12 protein-coding genes are annotated in these 16,734 nt (G+C 73.0%); 10 read left to right on the top strand and 2 right to left on the bottom strand.

Annotated elements, in window-relative coordinates; translation table 11 throughout:
• Window positions 1-28 precede the first annotated feature (28 nt).
• Genes OG386_RS08730 through hisC form a run of 6 tightly spaced genes read left to right on the top strand, consistent with a single transcriptional unit; the run spans window position 29 to window position 6,155 of the window.
• The gene (locus tag OG386_RS08730; protein ID WP_328787591.1) at window positions 29-241 is read left to right on the top strand and encodes a ferredoxin; all 213 of its coding nucleotides are present in this window, start codon (window positions 29-31) and stop codon (window positions 239-241) included.
• The gene (locus tag OG386_RS08725; protein ID WP_328787590.1) at window positions 238-1,650 is read left to right on the top strand and encodes an FAD-binding oxidoreductase; all 1,413 of its coding nucleotides are present in this window, start codon (window positions 238-240) and stop codon (window positions 1,648-1,650) included. Before OG386_RS08730 ends, OG386_RS08725 begins: the two co-directional genes overlap by 4 nt.
• Complete coding sequence (locus tag OG386_RS08720) at window positions 1,640-2,911, top strand: MFS transporter (protein ID WP_328787589.1); 1,272 nt, start codon at window positions 1,640-1,642, stop codon at window positions 2,909-2,911. The genes OG386_RS08725 and OG386_RS08720 overlap by 11 nt, the downstream gene beginning before the upstream one ends.
• On the top strand, window positions 2,893-3,732 hold the full coding sequence (locus tag OG386_RS08715; RefSeq protein WP_328787588.1) for a TauD/TfdA dioxygenase family protein: 840 nt from the start codon (window positions 2,893-2,895) through the stop codon (window positions 3,730-3,732). Before OG386_RS08720 ends, OG386_RS08715 begins: the two co-directional genes overlap by 19 nt.
• Window positions 3,729-5,045: an ATP-grasp domain-containing protein gene (locus OG386_RS08710; protein ID WP_328787587.1), complete on the top strand. Its 1,317-nt coding sequence runs from the start codon at window positions 3,729-3,731 to the stop codon at window positions 5,043-5,045. The genes OG386_RS08715 and OG386_RS08710 overlap by 4 nt, the downstream gene beginning before the upstream one ends.
• Before the next feature lie 27 nt (window positions 5,046-5,072).
• Entirely contained in the window at window positions 5,073-6,155 is a 1,083-nt protein-coding gene (hisC, locus tag OG386_RS08705) for a histidinol-phosphate transaminase (RefSeq protein WP_328787586.1), read from the top strand.
• A gap of 219 nt (window positions 6,156-6,374) precedes the next feature.
• On the opposite strand, the gene OG386_RS08700 is transcribed toward hisC, so the two are convergent.
• Window positions 6,375-7,520 (bottom strand): ABC transporter substrate-binding protein, encoded by a 1,146-nt coding sequence (locus OG386_RS08700; RefSeq protein ID WP_328787585.1) that lies wholly within the window; start codon window positions 7,518-7,520, stop codon window positions 6,375-6,377.
• Between the two features lie 136 nt (window positions 7,521-7,656).
• Entirely contained in the window at window positions 7,657-10,491 is a 2,835-nt protein-coding gene (locus tag OG386_RS08695; protein WP_443053156.1) for a SpoIIE family protein phosphatase, read from the bottom strand.
• A 761-nt stretch (window positions 10,492-11,252) separates the two neighbouring features.
• On the opposite strand from OG386_RS08695, the gene OG386_RS08690 reads away from it, so the two are divergent.
• From OG386_RS08690 to OG386_RS08675, 4 genes are all read left to right on the top strand, one after another.
• The gene (locus tag OG386_RS08690; protein WP_328787584.1) at window positions 11,253-11,462 is read left to right on the top strand and encodes a hypothetical protein; all 210 of its coding nucleotides are present in this window, start codon (window positions 11,253-11,255) and stop codon (window positions 11,460-11,462) included.
• Window positions 11,463-11,589: 127 nt separating this feature from the next.
• The gene (locus OG386_RS08685) at window positions 11,590-11,991 is read left to right on the top strand and encodes a serine hydrolase domain-containing protein (protein ID WP_328787583.1); all 402 of its coding nucleotides are present in this window, start codon (window positions 11,590-11,592) and stop codon (window positions 11,989-11,991) included.
• 506 nt (window positions 11,992-12,497) lie between these two features.
• Entirely contained in the window at window positions 12,498-15,479 is a 2,982-nt protein-coding gene (locus OG386_RS08680) for a CHAT domain-containing protein (protein WP_328787582.1), read from the top strand.
• Window positions 15,476-16,690, top strand: a complete 1,215-nt coding sequence (locus tag OG386_RS08675; RefSeq protein WP_328787581.1) for a hypothetical protein — start codon at window positions 15,476-15,478, stop codon at window positions 16,688-16,690. Before OG386_RS08680 ends, OG386_RS08675 begins: the two co-directional genes overlap by 4 nt.
• Window positions 16,691-16,734 lie beyond the last annotated feature (44 nt).

The following is a 16,734-nucleotide window of genomic DNA, read 5'->3' as shown; positions in this document are numbered from 1 at the left end:
CGTCCCCCGCCCCGAAGGAGCCGACCCCGTGAAGGTCACCCTCGATCCCGAGCGCTGTGTCGGCGCCGGCCACTGCGTCCTGTCCGCCGGCACGGTCTTCGACCAGGACGAAGCCGACGGCGTCGTCCTGCTGCTGGACCCGGAGCCGGCCGACGACCTCGCCGACGCCGTCCTGGAAGCCGCCGACCTGTGCCCCGCCCAGGCCATCCTCGTCACCGGGGCCGACGGGCGGCCCGCATGACCGCCGCCCTCCTGGACGCCCTGCGCGCCGCCCTCGACGGGGACGGCGCCCTGGTCACCGACCCGGACGCCACCACCGGGTACGCCCACGACATGATGCCGCTGGCCCCGTACGGCCGGCCGCTCGCGGTGGTCCTGCCCGCCTCGGCCGAGCAGGTGCAGGCCTGCGTACGGGCCTGTGCGGCAGCCGGCGTCCCCATCGTCCCCCGGGGCGCCGGAACGGGCCTGACCGGCGCCGCCAACGCCGTCGACGGCTGCATCGTCCTGGCCACGACGCGGATGAACCGGATCCTCGAACTCGACCCGGACAACCGGCTCGCCGTCGTGGAGCCGGGCGTCGTCAACCAGGACCTGAAGACGGCCGCGGCCGCCCACGGCCTGTACTACCCGCCCGACCCCTCCAGCCTCGACACGTGCACCCTCGGCGGCAACCTCGCCACCAATGCCGGCGGCCTGTGCTGCGGCAAGTACGGGGTCACCGGCGACTACGTCCTCGGCCTGGAAGCGGTCCTCGCCGACGGTTCCCTCCTGCGCACCGGCCGGCGCACCGTCAAGGGCGTCGCGGGCTACGACCTCACCCGCCTCCTCGTCGGCAGCGAGGGCACCCTCGGCGTCATCACGCGGGCCACCCTCGCCCTGCGCCCGCTGCCGGCCGCGCCCGGCACCGTCATCGCGGCCTTCGACTCGGTGGCCCAGGCCGGCGCCAGCGTCAACCGGATCGTCCGGGCCGGCCTCGTGCCCTCCCTCATGGAGATCATGGACGCGACCTCGCTGCGCGCCTCCTCCGCCTACCTGGGCACCGAGCTCGTCGGCGAAGGGGACCAAGCCCTCCTGCTGTGCCAGTCCGACGCCCCCGAAGCCGCCCGCGAAGCCGAACTCGACCACATGGAGCGCGTGTTCCGGCAGGCCGGCGCGGTGTACACGCACGCCACGCAGGACCCGGCGGAGGGCGCCCTGCTGCTGCGCGCCCGCCGGGTGAGCCTCGCCGCCCTCGAAGCCCGGGGCGCCTGCATGACCGAGGACGTCGCGGTGCCCCGTACCCGCATCGCCGAACTGATCGAGGGCTGCACGCGGATCGGCACCGGGGCGGGGCTCACCGTCGCGGTCGTCGGCCACGCGGGCGACGGCAACATGCACCCGACGGTCCTCTACGACGCCGCCGACACCGAGCAGTACGCCCGCGCCCGGACGGCGTTCGACGCGATCCTCGCCCTCGCCCTGTCCCTCGGCGGCACCATCACCGGCGAGCACGGGGTCGGCAAGCTCAAGCAGGACTGGCTGGAACGCGAACTGGGACCGGTGGCGCTGCGCGTCCACCGGGGCCTGAAGGACGCCCTCGACCCGGCGGGCCTGTTCAACCCCGGCGCCGTCCTCGCCCGCCGGCCGGGCGGGAACCGCCGTGCCACTTGAGACCCTGCGGACCGTGGCCGGGCTCGCGCCGCCCCTGCGGACCCTGTTCCTCACCACCCTGCTCTTCCGCACCGGCACCATGGCCTACCCCTTCCTCACCCCCCACCTACTGGGCGGCGGAGGCCTGGACGCGGCCGGGGCGGGCCTGGTCGTCACCGCCTTCGGGATCGGCGCCCTCGCCGCGGACCTGGCCGCCGGACGGCTCCTGGGGCGGTGGCACCCGTACGCGCTGATGCGCGGCGGCTTCCTGCTGGGCGCCGCCGCGGTCGCGGTGGTGCCGCTGCTGCACGGCCTGCCCGCGCTCGTCGCGGGGGTGCTGGTCTGGGGGTTCGCGTACGAGATCGTCACCCCGGCGGCCTACGCGGCCACGATCGCCGGGTCCCGGCCCGAGCAGCGCAAGGTCGCGTTCTCCTGCTACCGCCTCGCCATCAACCTCGGACTGTCCGCCGGCCCGCTCGTGGGAGCCCTGCTCTACGCGCTCGACCCGTACTCCGTGTTCTGGGCCAACGCCCTGTGCGTCCTGGCGGCCGCGGCGTTCCTGCACCTGCGCCGCGCACACCGGCCCGGTGCGGGACCGTACACCGACACCGACACCGACACCGACACCGGAGGCGGGGACGGCGGCGGTACGGGGAACGGGGCCGCCCCGCACGCAACCCCCCGCCCCACGGCGGCCGAACGCACCCGGTTCTGGACCGTGTTCGGCCTCTCGCTGCCCATCCAGCTGGCCTACGCGCTGCCCTCGGTCTTCGTCGGCGCCCACGTCATCGTCGGCCTCGGCCTACCCGGCTACTGGGCCGGCGTGGTCTTCACCGTCAACGCCGTCGGGATCGTCCTGTTCGAGGTCCCGCTCAACATCCGCACGGCACGCGTCGGACACCTGGCGACCCTCCTGATCGGCTACGCCCTCGCGGGCGCCGGGTTCCTGCTCATGGCCCTGGCCGACACCGGGCCGGAGCTGGTGCTCGCCACCCTCGTGTGGACGGCGGGGGAGATCGTCGTCTTCCCCGGATTGCTCGACTACGTCAGCCGGCTCTCCGGCCCGGCCGCCGACCGCACCATGGGCCTGTACTCGAGCGGCGTCAACCTGGCCTTCATCGCGGCCCCGCAACTCGCCCTGCACCTCTCGGCCCCCGGCCAGCCGGGCGCCCCCTGGGCGGCCGCCGGAGCGGCTGTCTGCGCCGCAGGCCTGCTGCTGCTCGCCGCCCGCACCCACCCGTACACCTGGCACAAGGAGGAACCGTGCACAAGCGCGCCCTGACCCCTTTCATCGGCGTCGAGTACACCGGACTCACCCACACCGAACTCACCCGCCCCGAGGTCTTCGCCGACGTCGTCGACTCCCTGCACCAGCACGACCTCGTCGTCGTACGCGGCATCGACCTCACCCCCCAGCAGCAGATCGGCATCGCCGCCCGCATCGGCCGGCCCGTCCCCTTCCTGCTCGCCGACTGGCGCCACCCCGACTTCGCCGAGATCCTCGTCTCGTCCAACGAGCGAAAGGCCGGCCGGCCGATCGGGATCGAGCGGGTCGGCCACTTCTGGCACCAGGACTCCTCCTTCGACGCCGACCCCTCCGCCTACACCGTGCTGCACGGCGTCCACGTGCCCGAGGGGCACGGCGACACCGTCTTCGCGAGCGCCGCCGACGTCTACGACCGGCTGCCCGAAGAGTGGCACGAACTGTTGTGGGACCGCATCGGGCTGCACACCCTCACCAAGCAGCAGCGCATCGCCCCCGAGCACGTGGGCCTGTCCATCGCCGAGGTGCGCGCCCTCGTCGCCCGCCAGTACCCGGCCGTCGAACATCCCGTCGTCCGCCGCGACCCGCACACCGGCCGCCGCTTCCTGTACGGCTCCCGCGCCTACATGGACCGCGTCGTCGGCCTCGACGCCAACGAGAACGAGGAGTTCTTCGACCTCGTCGACACCCTCCTGGCCGACCCCGACCGGACGTACACCCACCGCTGGACCCCGCACGACCTGCTGCTGTGGAAGACCGACACCACCTACCACGTCGCCACCGACCTGCCGCCCGGCGTCTCCCGGACCGTCCACCGCGTCAGCGTCGCCGCCGCGTGAGCACGCCCCCGAAGAAGGGATCCGCCATGCCCTCCGCCTCCGCCTCTCTTTCCCCCGCTGCGCCCGTCGGCGTGATCGTCGACGGCTACTCGGTCGGCAAGTACCTGCCCGCCGCCTTCCGCCGGCTCGGCGCGGACGTCGTGCACCTGCAGAGCACGCCCGAGTTCCTGGACTGCGTACCCCCGCCGGACCTGCGCCCGTACCTGGCCAACGTGGTCCAGGACGCGGCCGACCCCGACCGCACGGTGCGGGAGCTGGCCTCCTACCACCCGTGCGGGGTGCTGCCCGGCCAGGAGACCGGCGTCCCGCCGGCCGACCGGACGGCCGAGCTGCTGGGCCTGCCCGGCAACCCGTCGGCCACCTCCGCGCTGCGCCGCGACAAGTACCGCATGATCGAGGCGCTGCGCGCCGCCGGCATCCGCTGCGCCGACCAGCTGAAGTCCGGCGACGTCGAGGAGGTGCTCGCCTGGGCGCGGACCACCGGCTACCCGGTCGTCGTCAAACCGCTCAGCTCGGCCTCCACGGACAAGGTCTCGATCTGCCGCGGCCCGGACGAAGTGCGCGCCGCCGCCGCCGAGATCCTCGGCAGCCGGGACATCTTCGGCCGGCACAACGACGAGCTGCTCGCGCAGTCCTTCCTGGACGGCACCGAGTACATCGTGGACGTGGTCAGGGGCCCCGGCGGCACACGGCACGTGTGCGGCGTCTGGCGCTACGACAAGACCCTCGTCGGGACCCGGCCCGTCTACGACCGGGACGTCCTGGTCGACCCCGGCGCGCCGGTGGTCGAACCCCTCGTCACCTACCTGGACACCGTCCTCGACGCCCTGGACATCCGGTTCGGCGCCGCCCACGCGGAGATCATGATGACGGCCGCCGGGCCGGTGCTCGTCGAGGTGGGCGCACGGCTCGACGGCATCATGGACCCGGGCCACCACGACTCGTGCCTCGACGGGAACCAGGCCGACCTGCTCGCACTCGCCTGCGTACGCCCCGAGGAGTACCGGCGCGCGCACCCCGGCGACACCCTGTACCGCAAGCACCGCGAGGGGATGGTCGTCCACGTCCGCACCACCCGCGGCGGTCTCGTCGAGGCCGTGGACGAGGACGCCCTGGCCCGGATCCGCGCCCTGGACACCGTGCACCTGGCGGTGCCCCGGCTGGCCCCGGGCGACCGGATGCGGCCCACCACCGACCTGCTGTCCAGCCCGCTGCGGGTCTTCCTGACCGGGGCCAGCCCGCAGCGGCTCCTCGCCGACCACCGCCGCATCCGGCTGCTGGCCGACGACGTGTTCCGCCTCGCCCCGAACTGACCGCGTCCGCACACTCCGAGGAGCCCCATGGGTGTCGCCATCAGGGCCGACCTGGCCACCGTTCCCGACTACAACATTCCCGGCACGGCGCCCGACGCCGTCCTGCTCAACTCCAACGAGGGGCCGCTGCCGCCACCGCCCGCCGTGGTCGAGGCCATCACCCGCGCCGCCGTAGAGGGCCACCGCTACCCGCAGTGGTTCTCCGACACCCTGGTCGGCCGACTGGCCGCCGAGCTCGCGGTCCCCGGAGAGCGGATCGCCGTCGGCTGCGGGTCGGTGAGCCTGTGCCGCGACCTCATCCAGGCGTTCTGCGGGCCCGGGGACGAAGTCCTGTGCGCCTGGCGGTCCTTCGACGCGTATCCGGTCTTCGCCCGCGTCGCCGGAGTGCGCGCCCGCACCGTCCCCCTGGACGCGGGCCACCGGCACGACCTGGACGCGATGCTCGCGGCCGTCACCCCCGCCACCCGCGTCGTCTTCGTCTGCAACCCCAACAACCCCACCGGGACGGCGGTCCGGGGCCGCGAGCTGCGCGCGTTCCTCGACCGCCTCCCCGACCGGATCCTGGTCGTACTGGACGAGGCGTACCGGGAGTTCGTCGACGATCCCGACGTGCCGGACGGGGTCGAGCTGGCCCGGAACCGCCCGAACGTGGCGGTGCTGCGCACCTTCTCGAAGGCGTACGGGCTCGCCGGCGTGCGCATCGGGTACTGCGTGGCGGCGCCGGCCGTGGTCTCCGCCGTCCACAAGGTGTCCGTCCCCTTCGCGGTCAGCCGCCTCGCCCAGGCCGCGGCCCTCGCCGCACTCGACCGCCCCGAGGAGGTGCGCTCGCGCTCCGCGGCGATCGTCCGCGAACGGCAGCGGCTACAGGACCTGTTGGCGCGCCGCGGCCATCCGGTGACCCCCTCGCAGGCCAACTTCGTATGGCTGCCCCTGGGGAAGGAGGCCGCCGACTTCGCCGACTTCTGCGCCCGCCACGGCGTGCTCGTGCGGACCTTCCCCGGGGACGGCGTCCGCGTCACGGTCGGCCTGCCGGAGGAGAACGACGCCTTCCTCTCGGCGGTCGACCGCTACCGCGCCGGTACGGATCCCACGCGGGGCCCGATCGCCTGATCGCCATGACGCCGACGCAACGCGACGCCGGGACGGGGCAGGACCGTGTGCGTAGGGATCTGCACGGCGCTGCCAGTGAGGATGCCGCCCGCCGGGAGGCACTGGCCCATTCCGGCGCTCGGGAGGCGCCCCGGGTCCTCACAGGTGTCGGCGCAACCGTGAACGCGTACGACGGTCCCGTCCGCCACTGAGCCGGAAACCGGTGTGCCGTACCCGTCGTCAACCCGAGACGGCCTTGGCCCAGTTGCGGTTGACGGTCTCCTTCGCCTTCTGCTGCTGCGCTTCCGTCGGGAACGTCGGCGTGCCCTCGACCGTCGGCAGGTTCTCCGCGGCCGCCTTGTCGAGGGTCCCGTCCTCCTCCATGGCGTCCATGAGGACGGGGCGTGCGTAGGCGCCGAGCCGGATGTTCTGGCCCTCCGGGCTGAAGACGTACTCCTGCCACAGACGGGCCGCCGCGGGGTGCGGGGCGTCCTTGTTCACCCCGTTGGCGTAGTACTCGGCGAAGCTGCCGTCGAAGGGGATGGCGGTCCGCCAGTCGACGTCCGCGCCCTTCCTGCGGAATTCGTCGGCGTATCCGAGGTTGAGGAAGTCCCAGTCGATGCTGATCGGGGTCTCGCCCTTCTCGATCGTGGCCGGGGTGGACTCGACCGGGATGAAGTTGCCCTTCTTGCTGAGCTCGGCGAAGAAGTCGATCCCGGGCTGGATGTCGTCGAAGGAACCCCCGTTCGCCAGCGCCGCCGCGTACACGCCGGCGAAGGCGGAGCCGGACTGGGTCGGGTCGCCGTTGAGCGCGACCTTGCCCTTGTACTCGGGCTTGCGCAGATCGGCGAAGGTCGCGGGGCAGGTCTCGACGCGCTTGGCGTCACAGCCGATCGAAACGTAGCCGCCGTAGTTGTTGTACCAGCGGGCGTGCGGGTCCTTCTGGTCCTCGGGGATGCTGTCCCACGGCACGACCATGTACGGGGCGAGCAGGCCCTGCTTGGCCGCGGACCGGGCGAAGGAGCCGCCCACGTCGATCACGTCGGGGGCACGGCCGTCGCGCCGGTGCTCCTTGATGGCGTCGATCTCGTCCTGGCTGGTGCCGTCCGGGTTCTCCACCGCGACCTTGATCCCGTACTTCTTCTCGAAGCCGTCGATCAGCGCGCCGTAGTTGGCCCAGTCGCTCGGGAGCGCGATCGTGTTGAGCGCGCCCTCCTTCTTCGCCGCCGCCGTCAGTGCCGCCATGCCGCCGGCGTCCGTCGCGGAGGTGGCCACCGCGGGCGCTCTGGGCACGGCGGCGGGCTTGTTCCCGCAGGCGGCGAGGGGCGCCGCCGCGAAGGCCAGGAGGGCGGCGACGGCGGCTGTCCGGAGACGAGGTGCGGGCACAAAGGCTCCATGGCGGGCGGTCGCGTACCGGTCGAGACCAGCGTACGTTCAGTGGCCCCGGCGGCGCAGTCCCAGCCGGTGGTGTCCGCCGCGTTTCCCGCGGCCGCGCTTTCCGAGGCGCCCGTACCGGCGCGTCTCAGAGCGGCTCGTCGTCCCACCCGGCCAGGAGCGCCTCTTCCGGAACCATTGCCGCCGGTGCGACCCCCTCATGGGTGGCCTGCTCACTCCAGATGATCTTGCCGCGGTCGGTGTAGCGCGTGCCCCAGCGCAGCGCGAACTGGGCGACGAGGAACAGGCCGCGGCCGCCCTCGTCGGTGTCTTCGGCCCGGCGCAGGTGCGGGGAGGTGCTGGACCCGTCGGAGACCTCGCAGACCAGGCTGCGGTCGTACAGCAGCCGCACCCGGATGGGCTCGGTTCCGTACCGGATGGCGTTGGTGATCAGTTCGCTGAGGATGAGCTCCGTGGTGAAGGCGATGTCTTCGAGGCCCCACTCCTCGAGCCGCCGGGCGCAGGCGTTGCGCACCCGGGACACCGCCGCCGGGTCGGGCGGCACGTCCCACTGGGCGATCCGCTCGGGGTCCAGCCGACGGGTGCGTGCCACCAGCAGGGCGACGTCGTCGTCGGGCCGGGTGGGTAGCACCGCGTCGATCACCGCGGTGCAGATCTCCTCCGGGGTACGGGCGGGCCCGGCCAGGGCGGCGCGCAGCGCTGCCAGCCCCGCGTCCGGATCGCGGTCGCGGCCTTCGACCAGCCCGTCGGTGAACAGCGCCAGCACGGAGCCCTCGGGCAGGGTCAGCTCCATGGTCTCCATGGGCAGGCCCGCGCCCAGCCCCAGCGGCGGGGAGATCGGCACCTCGGGGAAGGTCACGGTGCCGTCGGGCTGGACCAGGGCGGGGCCCGGATGGCCGGCGGTGGCGGCCGTCACCCGCCCCGAGGCGGGATCGTAGACGGCGCACAGGCAGGTGGCTCCGGTGATCCCCGCCCACTCCTGCTCGTCGGTGTCGATGTGGGCGACCAGCTCGTCCAGATGGCTCAGGAGCTCGTCCGGAGGCAGGTCGAGGGTGGAGAAGTTGTAGACCGCGGTCCGCAGGCGACCCATGGTGGCCGCGGCGTGCAGACCGTGGCCGACCACGTCGCCGACCACCAGCGCCACCCGGGCGCCGGGCAGGGGGATGACGTCGAACCAGTCGCCGCCCACCCCGGCCTCGGCCGCCAGATAGCGGTGCGCGACCTCGACGGCGGACTGCTCCGGTACCCGCCGGGGCAGCAGACTGCGCTGCAGGGTGTCGGCCACGGTGTGCTCGCGGGTGTAGCGGCGGGCATTGTCGACGGACAGCGCCGCCCGGGCGGTCAGCTCCTCGGCGAAGGACACGTCCTCCTCGTCGAACGGCGGGGAATCCTGCCCCCGCCAGTAGCCGGCCATCCCCAGCACGACGCCCCGGGCCCGCAGGGGCACGGCGATCAAGGAGTGGATGCCGCGGTCCAGGATCCGCAGGGAGTTCTCCGGGTCCTGGGTCCGCCAGCTCTGGGCGGTGCGCAGGTCCGCCTCCAGGACCGCACGGCCGCCCGCCAGCCCGGCGGCCATGGGGCTGCTGGGAACGAACCGGATCAGTTTGCCGACGGGGTAGAGCGGGTGCTCGCCGTGCAGGCCGACGGCGGCGGTGCGGCGCATCTCGGTGTTCACCTCGGGCGGCTCCTCGCCGCGCAGGACCGGGTCGAGCAGGTCGACCGTGACCACGTCGGCGAACCGGGGGACGGCCACCTCGGCCAGTTCCTCCGATGTGCGCTCGACGTCCAGGGTCGTACCCACCTGCACCCCCGCGTCGTAGAGCAGCTTCAGGCGCTCGCGCGCCACCTCGGCCCTGCCGGACAGGGCCCTCAGCTCGGTGGTGTCCCGCAGCGTGACGACGGTGCCGGCGGACCCGAAGGGGGCGGTGGGCCGGATGTTCACCGCCAGTAGCCGATCGGCCGCCATGTGCACCTCGTCCGTCGCGGAACGGCCCGAGGCGATCCGCTCGGCGATCCCCTCCTCCAGGCCCAGGTCCGTGACGGGGAGCCCTTCCGCGTCCGCCGGCAGGTCCAGCAGCCGACGCGCCTCGTCATTGGCCAGCAGCAGTCGCCCGCCGGCGCCGACGATCAGCACGCCCTCCCGGACCGCGTGCAGCACCGCGTCGTGGTGCTCGTACATCCTCGTCATCTCGGCCGGTCCCAGGCCGTGGGTCCGGCGCAGCAGCCGGCGGCTCACCAGAGCGGTGCCGCCCGCGGACAGGGCGAGCACCGCGGCCGCGCTGCCGAGGACGACCGGCAGCTGCCCGTTCAGCATGTTCTGGACGTTCTCGACCGTGACGGGGGAGGAGACGACGGCGATGACGCTGCCGTCCGCGGCCTTCACGGGGACCACCGAGACCACGGACTGACCCAGGGACCCGGAGAACGTCTCGGTGAAGGACCGGCCGGCCGCCGCCCTGGCGAAGGGGCCGACGACGTGCTTGCCGATCTGCCGCGGGTCGCTGTGGGCGAGGGTGAGCCCGTCGAGCGTGTACACGTTGATGCCGTCGACCCCGGCGATCTTCCTGGCCGCCTGGGCGCTGGGCTGGAGCACCGCACTGGGGTGGGGGCTGCGCACGGCGGCGACGATCCCCGGCGACTCCGCGAACGTCCCGGCGGCGGCGAGGGTACGGTTCCGGGCGTCCAGCATGGCGGCGCTCCGGCCCTGCACCACGAGCGCCACGACCGCGGCAGCGACGAGGAGGACGACGACGGCCAGCTGGAGGAGGAACACCTCGCCGGCCACGCTGCGCGCGCTCAGGAGGGTAGACAGGCGCTGCGGCCGCCGCGCCCCTTCTCCGGGGGGCGGCGCCGGGTCCCGGCTCTCTTGGCGGTGCCCCGAGCGGGGAGGCCGAGAGCGAGTGGAGGAGCTCGTGCCCGAACGGAGCAGCCAGTGCCGGAGTCCTCCCAGATAGTTGCTCATCAACCCATTTTCTAACCTCTACGGGCTGTCGGCAGCGTGCGGCGCCGGCCGGGCCGTCGGGCGCCGGCGCCCGACGCTTCTGATCGGCGCGCAGGGCGGCCGCGCAGGGCGGCCGCGCAGGTGGCGAAGCCGCCCCCGGTACCGCGGGCGCGATGGCAGGCGCGTGCGCTGAGCAGCAGCTCTGCGGGGCGTTCGTACGCGGGGTCACCGGTCAGCTCGCGGAGCGGCTCGATCGTGTAGGTGCCGGAGGGATTTTCAGGACTCCGAGAGGGCCGCGGTGCGTGTGGCCGGCGGCCGTCCGTGTGCACGTGTTCGGACCGCCCGGTAACGTCGGTGACGTGCGTTCCGCCCGTACCGCCGTAGCGTCGCCCAACGGAATGTCGATACCGGCACTGTCACCGCATCGGGCACGGCCGTCGCGTCACGCTTCGTACCCGCACCCTGCCCCAAGACGCCCCAGCCCGATCGAAGCGCTGGCCACCGCCGGGTGCGGAGCCCCGGAGGTCCCCGAGAACCGCACCCGTCCCGGCCACCTCGGCGGGGCCCGCCCAGGACCCCGTGGCGTTCATGGCGGGCGGACCCGGTGGCGAGAGCTTCGACGACATCCCGTTCCTGGTGTCCTCCGGCCTGAACCCGGACCGCGAACTGATCGTCATGGCCCAGCGCGGCTCGACGCGGTGAAGCAGTGCCGGCACACCGCAGCGCATCCCCCCGAAGTTCGGGACCGCTTCGCGACTGCTGGACCTGCAAGGAAGAAGGTGGTGTCCGTGCACCGGACGGTGTCGTGGTGCACGGCCGGGGGCGCCGTGTTGGCGGTCGCGCTGGCCGGTGTCGCCCACCCGCAGGCGTACGCGACCGGCGACGACCGCGAGAAGCGCAGCGCAGCCGTACTCCAGGAGTTGGTGCCCCCTCCCGACGGCCCGGGCTGTGCGGCAGCCGTCGGCACGCGGGGAGTGGGAAGGCCGACCTGACGACCGGGCGCGCCATCACCCCGAAGACCGTCTTGGACATGGCGTCCGACTCCTAGCAGTTCACCGCAGACGCCGTCCTCCTGCTGGCCGGCCGGCACCAAGTGGCACTGAACGACCCGCTGTCCTGATGCGTCACACCAGCGGCATCACCGACTGCCAGGATCTGCTGGAGGCCGAGGGCATCGAGCTGACGGATCCGGCCGGTCAGAAGGAAGCGATCGCGGCCATCCTCGCCTGGCAGCCGCACGAGCCGCCGGGCAAGCACTTCTCCTACTCCAGCTCCAACTACGTCCTGCTGGTGCATGTCGTCGAGCGGGTCACCGGCAAGCCGTTCCCGACCTTCCTCGAACAGGAATTCTTCAGCCCGCTGCACCTGCGCACGGTCTTGTCCCCGGCGGTGGACGTTCCCGGCAAGGCGAAGTCGTACGACGAGAAGGACGGTTCCTTGGAGCGTGGGCGACGTCCTGCGCCAGCGCGGCATCGAAGGGTCCGTGCCGCCGATCAACTGCTGGACAGCTGGTCCACGTGAAGGCCGACCGCCTCACCGGCGGGCGCGCTTGTGCCGGGAGCGACCGTACGCGTAGACGGCGGCGAGCAGGAACGAGAGCGCGAACCAGGCGCCCAGGACGGTGCCGATCCAGGCCAGGACGCTCATGGGCGACTCCCGTCGGCGCGAGGTGTACTCCGAGGACATCGAGGATGGGGTACCCGGTGGGCCCGGCGTGATGCCGTTTCGCAGGAATCACTCCCGCGAGTACGGGCAGGGCCAGGAGAGCCCCGATGGGGGCCGGCTGCGGCTCGGGGGTGTGGCGACCAGTTGGGGGCCGCGTCGCACCGGGTCGCCGTCTCGACGTGGACGGCACCCGACCGGCGCTGGTGCGCGTCGGCCAACTCGGGCACGGACCGGAAAGGCGCGACGGCCTCGATGCATGCGGACCCGGCCGTGTCGCCGGCCCGGCTGGCGCTGGAGCTGGCCGGGCCGGAGTGCCACCGTTCCCCGGGCCGAGCGGCCCGGGGCGTGGGATAGTGCGGGCCATGACGGACGATCTCGTGGTCTTCGTCCCGGGCTTGTTCGGCAGCGAGCTGGTCGGCGCATCGGGGCGGCCGGTGTGGGCGTTGCGGCCTCGAGCGGTCCTGGCACATTTCGGGCAGTTCCGAGGATTGCCCGCCCTGCCGCCGGGCCTGGGTGATGGCCCGCCCGGGGACGGCATCCGGGCGGGAGGGCTCTTGCTGACCTCGCGGCTCGCCCTCGGCCTGATTTCGGGGGCGTACGACCAGCTCCACAAGCGCCTGCTGAACCAATTCGGCGCCGGGGTACGGTACTTCACGTACGACTGGCGACTCTCCCACCGGCGCAGTGCGCAGCTCTTGGCCGAGGCGGTCGAGGGCTGGCTGTCGCAGTGGCGGCGGGCAGGGCACCCCGGGGCCCGGATCGTTCTGCTCTGCCACGCCGAGGGCGGTCTGGTCGGCCGCTACTTCGCCGAAGTGCTGGGCGGCGACGTGGAGTTACGAGCGCTGATCACTGTCGGCACCCCGTACCTGGGCATGCTGAAGACGACCGAGATGATGCTTAGGCAGGACCGGCCCTCCCGCCTCCGTCTGTACGAGGCCTTCGCGACCTGGCCTTCCGCGCAGCAGCTGTTGCCCACGTACCCCTGCATCCGCCAGAGCGGGCGGCTGCTGTCGCTGACGGAGGCCAAGGTGGCGGGCCTGCCGCGCGGCGCGGCCGCCGCCGCGGCCCGCTTCCTCGACGAGATCGCTCCACGGCCCGGCAGAGTGCTTCCCTATCGCTTCCACATCATCGCCGGCACGTTTCGATCCACGCCCGAGACCCTCGCCCCGGACGGGACCACCTGGCGCGTGCGCACGTCGTCCGACGCGGGTGACGGCACCGCACCCCTCCTGTCGACCGTCCCGGAGGCTTACCGCGCGCAGGCCGATGTCACCTTGGTGCCCGCGGGCCGGGTCGATCTGCTGTCGAACGCCGTCGTCCTCACCGAACTCACCCGCGCCACCACAGCACAGGGCCCGAGCGGCCGACCGGCCGCCGAGCCCCTCGGCCTGGACCTCCCCAGCCGGGTCCCGGCACAGCACACCATGCCGGTGGCGGCCGTCTCGGGCCGCGACGAGGGCTTTCTCCGGATGCGGGTCACGGCGCCGGACGATGACGAGGTGCGGTGGGAGTCCGTACTGGTGCGCAGCGGGCCGGACGGCCGCTTCGAGGGGACCCTGCGCTTTCCGGACAAGGGCCGGTGGCGGGTACGGGTCGAATCGTGCGCCTTCGAGGAGGTGGTCGAGCTGGAGGACGTCCTCGTGGAGGCGGTGTCCCGGCACTCCCTGTACCGGGCGGAGCGGCACACGCTCAGCCTGCCGGGCTTCGACACGCTGCTCGGCACCGGTGCAGACGATCTCCCGTCCCCGCCGGTCCCGTCCCCGCCGGTCCCGCCCGTGACGGCCGTTCCGGACCAGCATTTCCCCCAGACCGTGCGGGTTCCCACCCCGGATCCGCCCACCCCCACGCCCACGCTCCCCTCCGCCTCCGCCTCCGAGCAGCGTCGGCTCGTCGCCGAGCTGGCGCAGCAAGCCGCCAGCGGCCGCGAAGTCCCCCTGCACGTACAGGTCGTGTGCAACACGGAGGCGGGCCCGGGAGCGGAGCTGCGCGCGTTCGACATCCCGGCGGACGGCATCCGACTGCACCTCACCGTGCACGCTCCCGGCCTCGTAGCCCTCGGCGATCTGCAACAGGAACTGACGGTCCGCCCCGGGCGCGACTCCGACGTGGTCCGCTTCGGCCTGCGAACGGCGGCCACGGGTCTGCACCAGGTCACCACGCGGGCCTTCCACGGCGGTACCTTCCTCGGCGAGGTCCGCTGCCAGATCTCGGTCGAGCACGACGGTCCGACCCGGGACGGGCGCACCCGGACCGCGCCCCTGCCCAGCATGGCTTTCGAGCCTGGCGAAGTCACCCTCCAAGTGCTCGAGAAGGACCCGCAGAGCGGCACGTACACCTTCCAGTTGCTCAGCTCCCGGTGTCACGCCCCCGAGGTGTTCAGCTTCCGCTCCGGCAACCCCCGAAGGGCCTCCGAGGAGATCTTCAAACAGCTGACGCACGCCGCCGCAGAAGCCGCGGCCGGCCGCCCGATGAGCGGCGCCCGGCTCCGACGCAGGCTGCGCGCCCACGGAGCCGAGCTGTGGAGATCGGCCGTACCCGAGGCGGTGCAACGGCAGTTCTGGGAAGAGGCCGACCGGATCGCCACGTTCACGGTGCTGGGGGCGCAGGACATCGTGCCGTGGGAGCTGCTGTTCCCGCTCAACGAGGGGCACGAGGAACGCGGGTTCCTGGCGGAGTGGCTCCCGATCGTCCGGCGCGTCTTCGGGCAGGAGCGGGCCACGGACCTGTCCCTGGACGGCGCGGCCTTCGTAGTCCCTCCCGGGTCGCCGGCCGACGCGCTCGACGAGGTGAAGGCGCTGCGGGCCGGATTCGGTACGGACGTCGTCGACCGGGGCGTGTTCACGGACGGCGAGGCGCTGGTCGAGCTGATCGAGCACGGCTACTCCGGGCTGCTGCACTTCGCGTGCCACAACTCCTTCGGACCGACCGGCTCCACCGTGAAGATGGCCGACGGTGCGTTCGACCCGATCGACCTGGCCGCTGCCATCCAGTTGCGCAGCCTGCGCCCCCACCATCCGCTGGTGTTCTTCAACGCCTGCCGCAGCGCGGGCGAGATCGACTGGTTCGGGTCGAGTCTGGGCTGGGCCCCGCAGTTCATGAGGGCCGGGGCCGGGGCGTTCGTGGGGACTCTGTGGCCGGTCCGCTCGTCCTCTGCACTGCTGTTCGCCGATGCCTTCTACCAGGAGCTCATCGTGGACCGCCAGCCGCTGGGAGCGGCGTCGCTCGCCGCGCGACAGGCCATCACCGACCAGGAAGGCGACCCCACCTGGCTCGCGTACGCCGTCTACGGGAATCCGGCGGCCGTTGCGGCCACCTCGTACGAGAACAGGAGCAGCATCACATGAACGAACCGGTCTTCGTGATCCACGGGGTGGCCAACCGCGATCCCGAGGGTTTTGCGGCTTCGGTGGACGCCCTGCGCACCGCGACCGGCCTGGACATGGTGCCGGTCCACTGGGGGGACCTCGGCGCGGACGACCGCCACGTCACGGCGTCATTCCCCGGACGGACCGGAACCCCGGTCGTGCCGGGCCCCCGGCTGCCCGGGGGCAGCGGCCTGCGGGACGCGCCCGACGACGGGTGGCCGCAGGTGGAGAGTGCCGTACGCGCCTGGCTGGGCACGGCCGCGGACGCCCCGGACTCCGGCCTGCGGAGCTCCCCGGCACCTGACCCCACCGTCTCGGACGGGCTCATCGACTACTTGGCCGATGAGTGGACCAAGACCGAATGGCTTCGCCACACCGACGATCCCGCACTCCTGACGGAAGCTGGCCGTGCGCTGGCCGAGACCCTCACCGAGCGGATCGACCCAGGGCCGGGGGCGGACCACGGATACGGCGGGTACGGCGGGTACGGCGGGTACGGAGAGGACGACGGGTACGACGGACTCCGAGGCCGCGGCGAAGAAGGGGCCGACGGCCGATTGCGGGCCCGGCTCCGCGAACAGCTGCGCGCCCTGGACCGGGTGGCGGGCGCAGCGATCTCGGCCACCCTGGGCCGCGTCAACACCGTCATGCGTACGGCAGCCGCGCCCGGCACCGCCCGGTTCCTGGGCGACGTACTGGTCTACCAGCGCCACCGCGATCGCGTACACGCCCGTGTCCGCGAGACCATCGACCGCGTGGACCCGGCCCTGGGCCGTACCCCCGACCGGCCCGTGCGGGTGGTCGCCCACAGCCTCGGCGGGGTGGTCGCCTTCGACATGGCGACCTCGGCCGAGCCACTGTGGACCTCTTCCCTGGTGACCTTCGGCTCGCAGCCCGCGTTCTTCCACGCCATCGACCCGCGCGGGGGCCTGCTCCCCCCGTACGAGGGCGCCGGCCCGGTCGTCCTGCCGCCCTCGCTGCGCCGCTGGACCAACCTCTGGGAGCCGATGGACTTGCTGGCGTTCGTCACCGCCCGGATGTTCCAGCTCCACGACGGCACCGCGCCCGTGGACATCTGCGTCCCCGCTCCGGCGAGCGGCCTGGGTTGGGGCTGGACGCATTCGGCGTACTGGGAGCTGCCGCTCGTCGCCAAGGAGATCGGCACGGCCATGGCGGCGGCCATCGGCTGACCGAGCGGGTTCGCCGCGCGGCATCATGCGAAGATCACCAGTAA

The sequence above is a fragment of the Streptomyces sp. NBC_00273 genome (assembly GCF_036178145.1).
Lineage (GTDB): Bacteria > Actinomycetota > Actinomycetes > Streptomycetales > Streptomycetaceae > Streptomyces.
The sequence above is the reverse complement of the archived record's forward strand: the minus strand, read 5'-3'. Positions and strand labels throughout refer to the sequence as shown.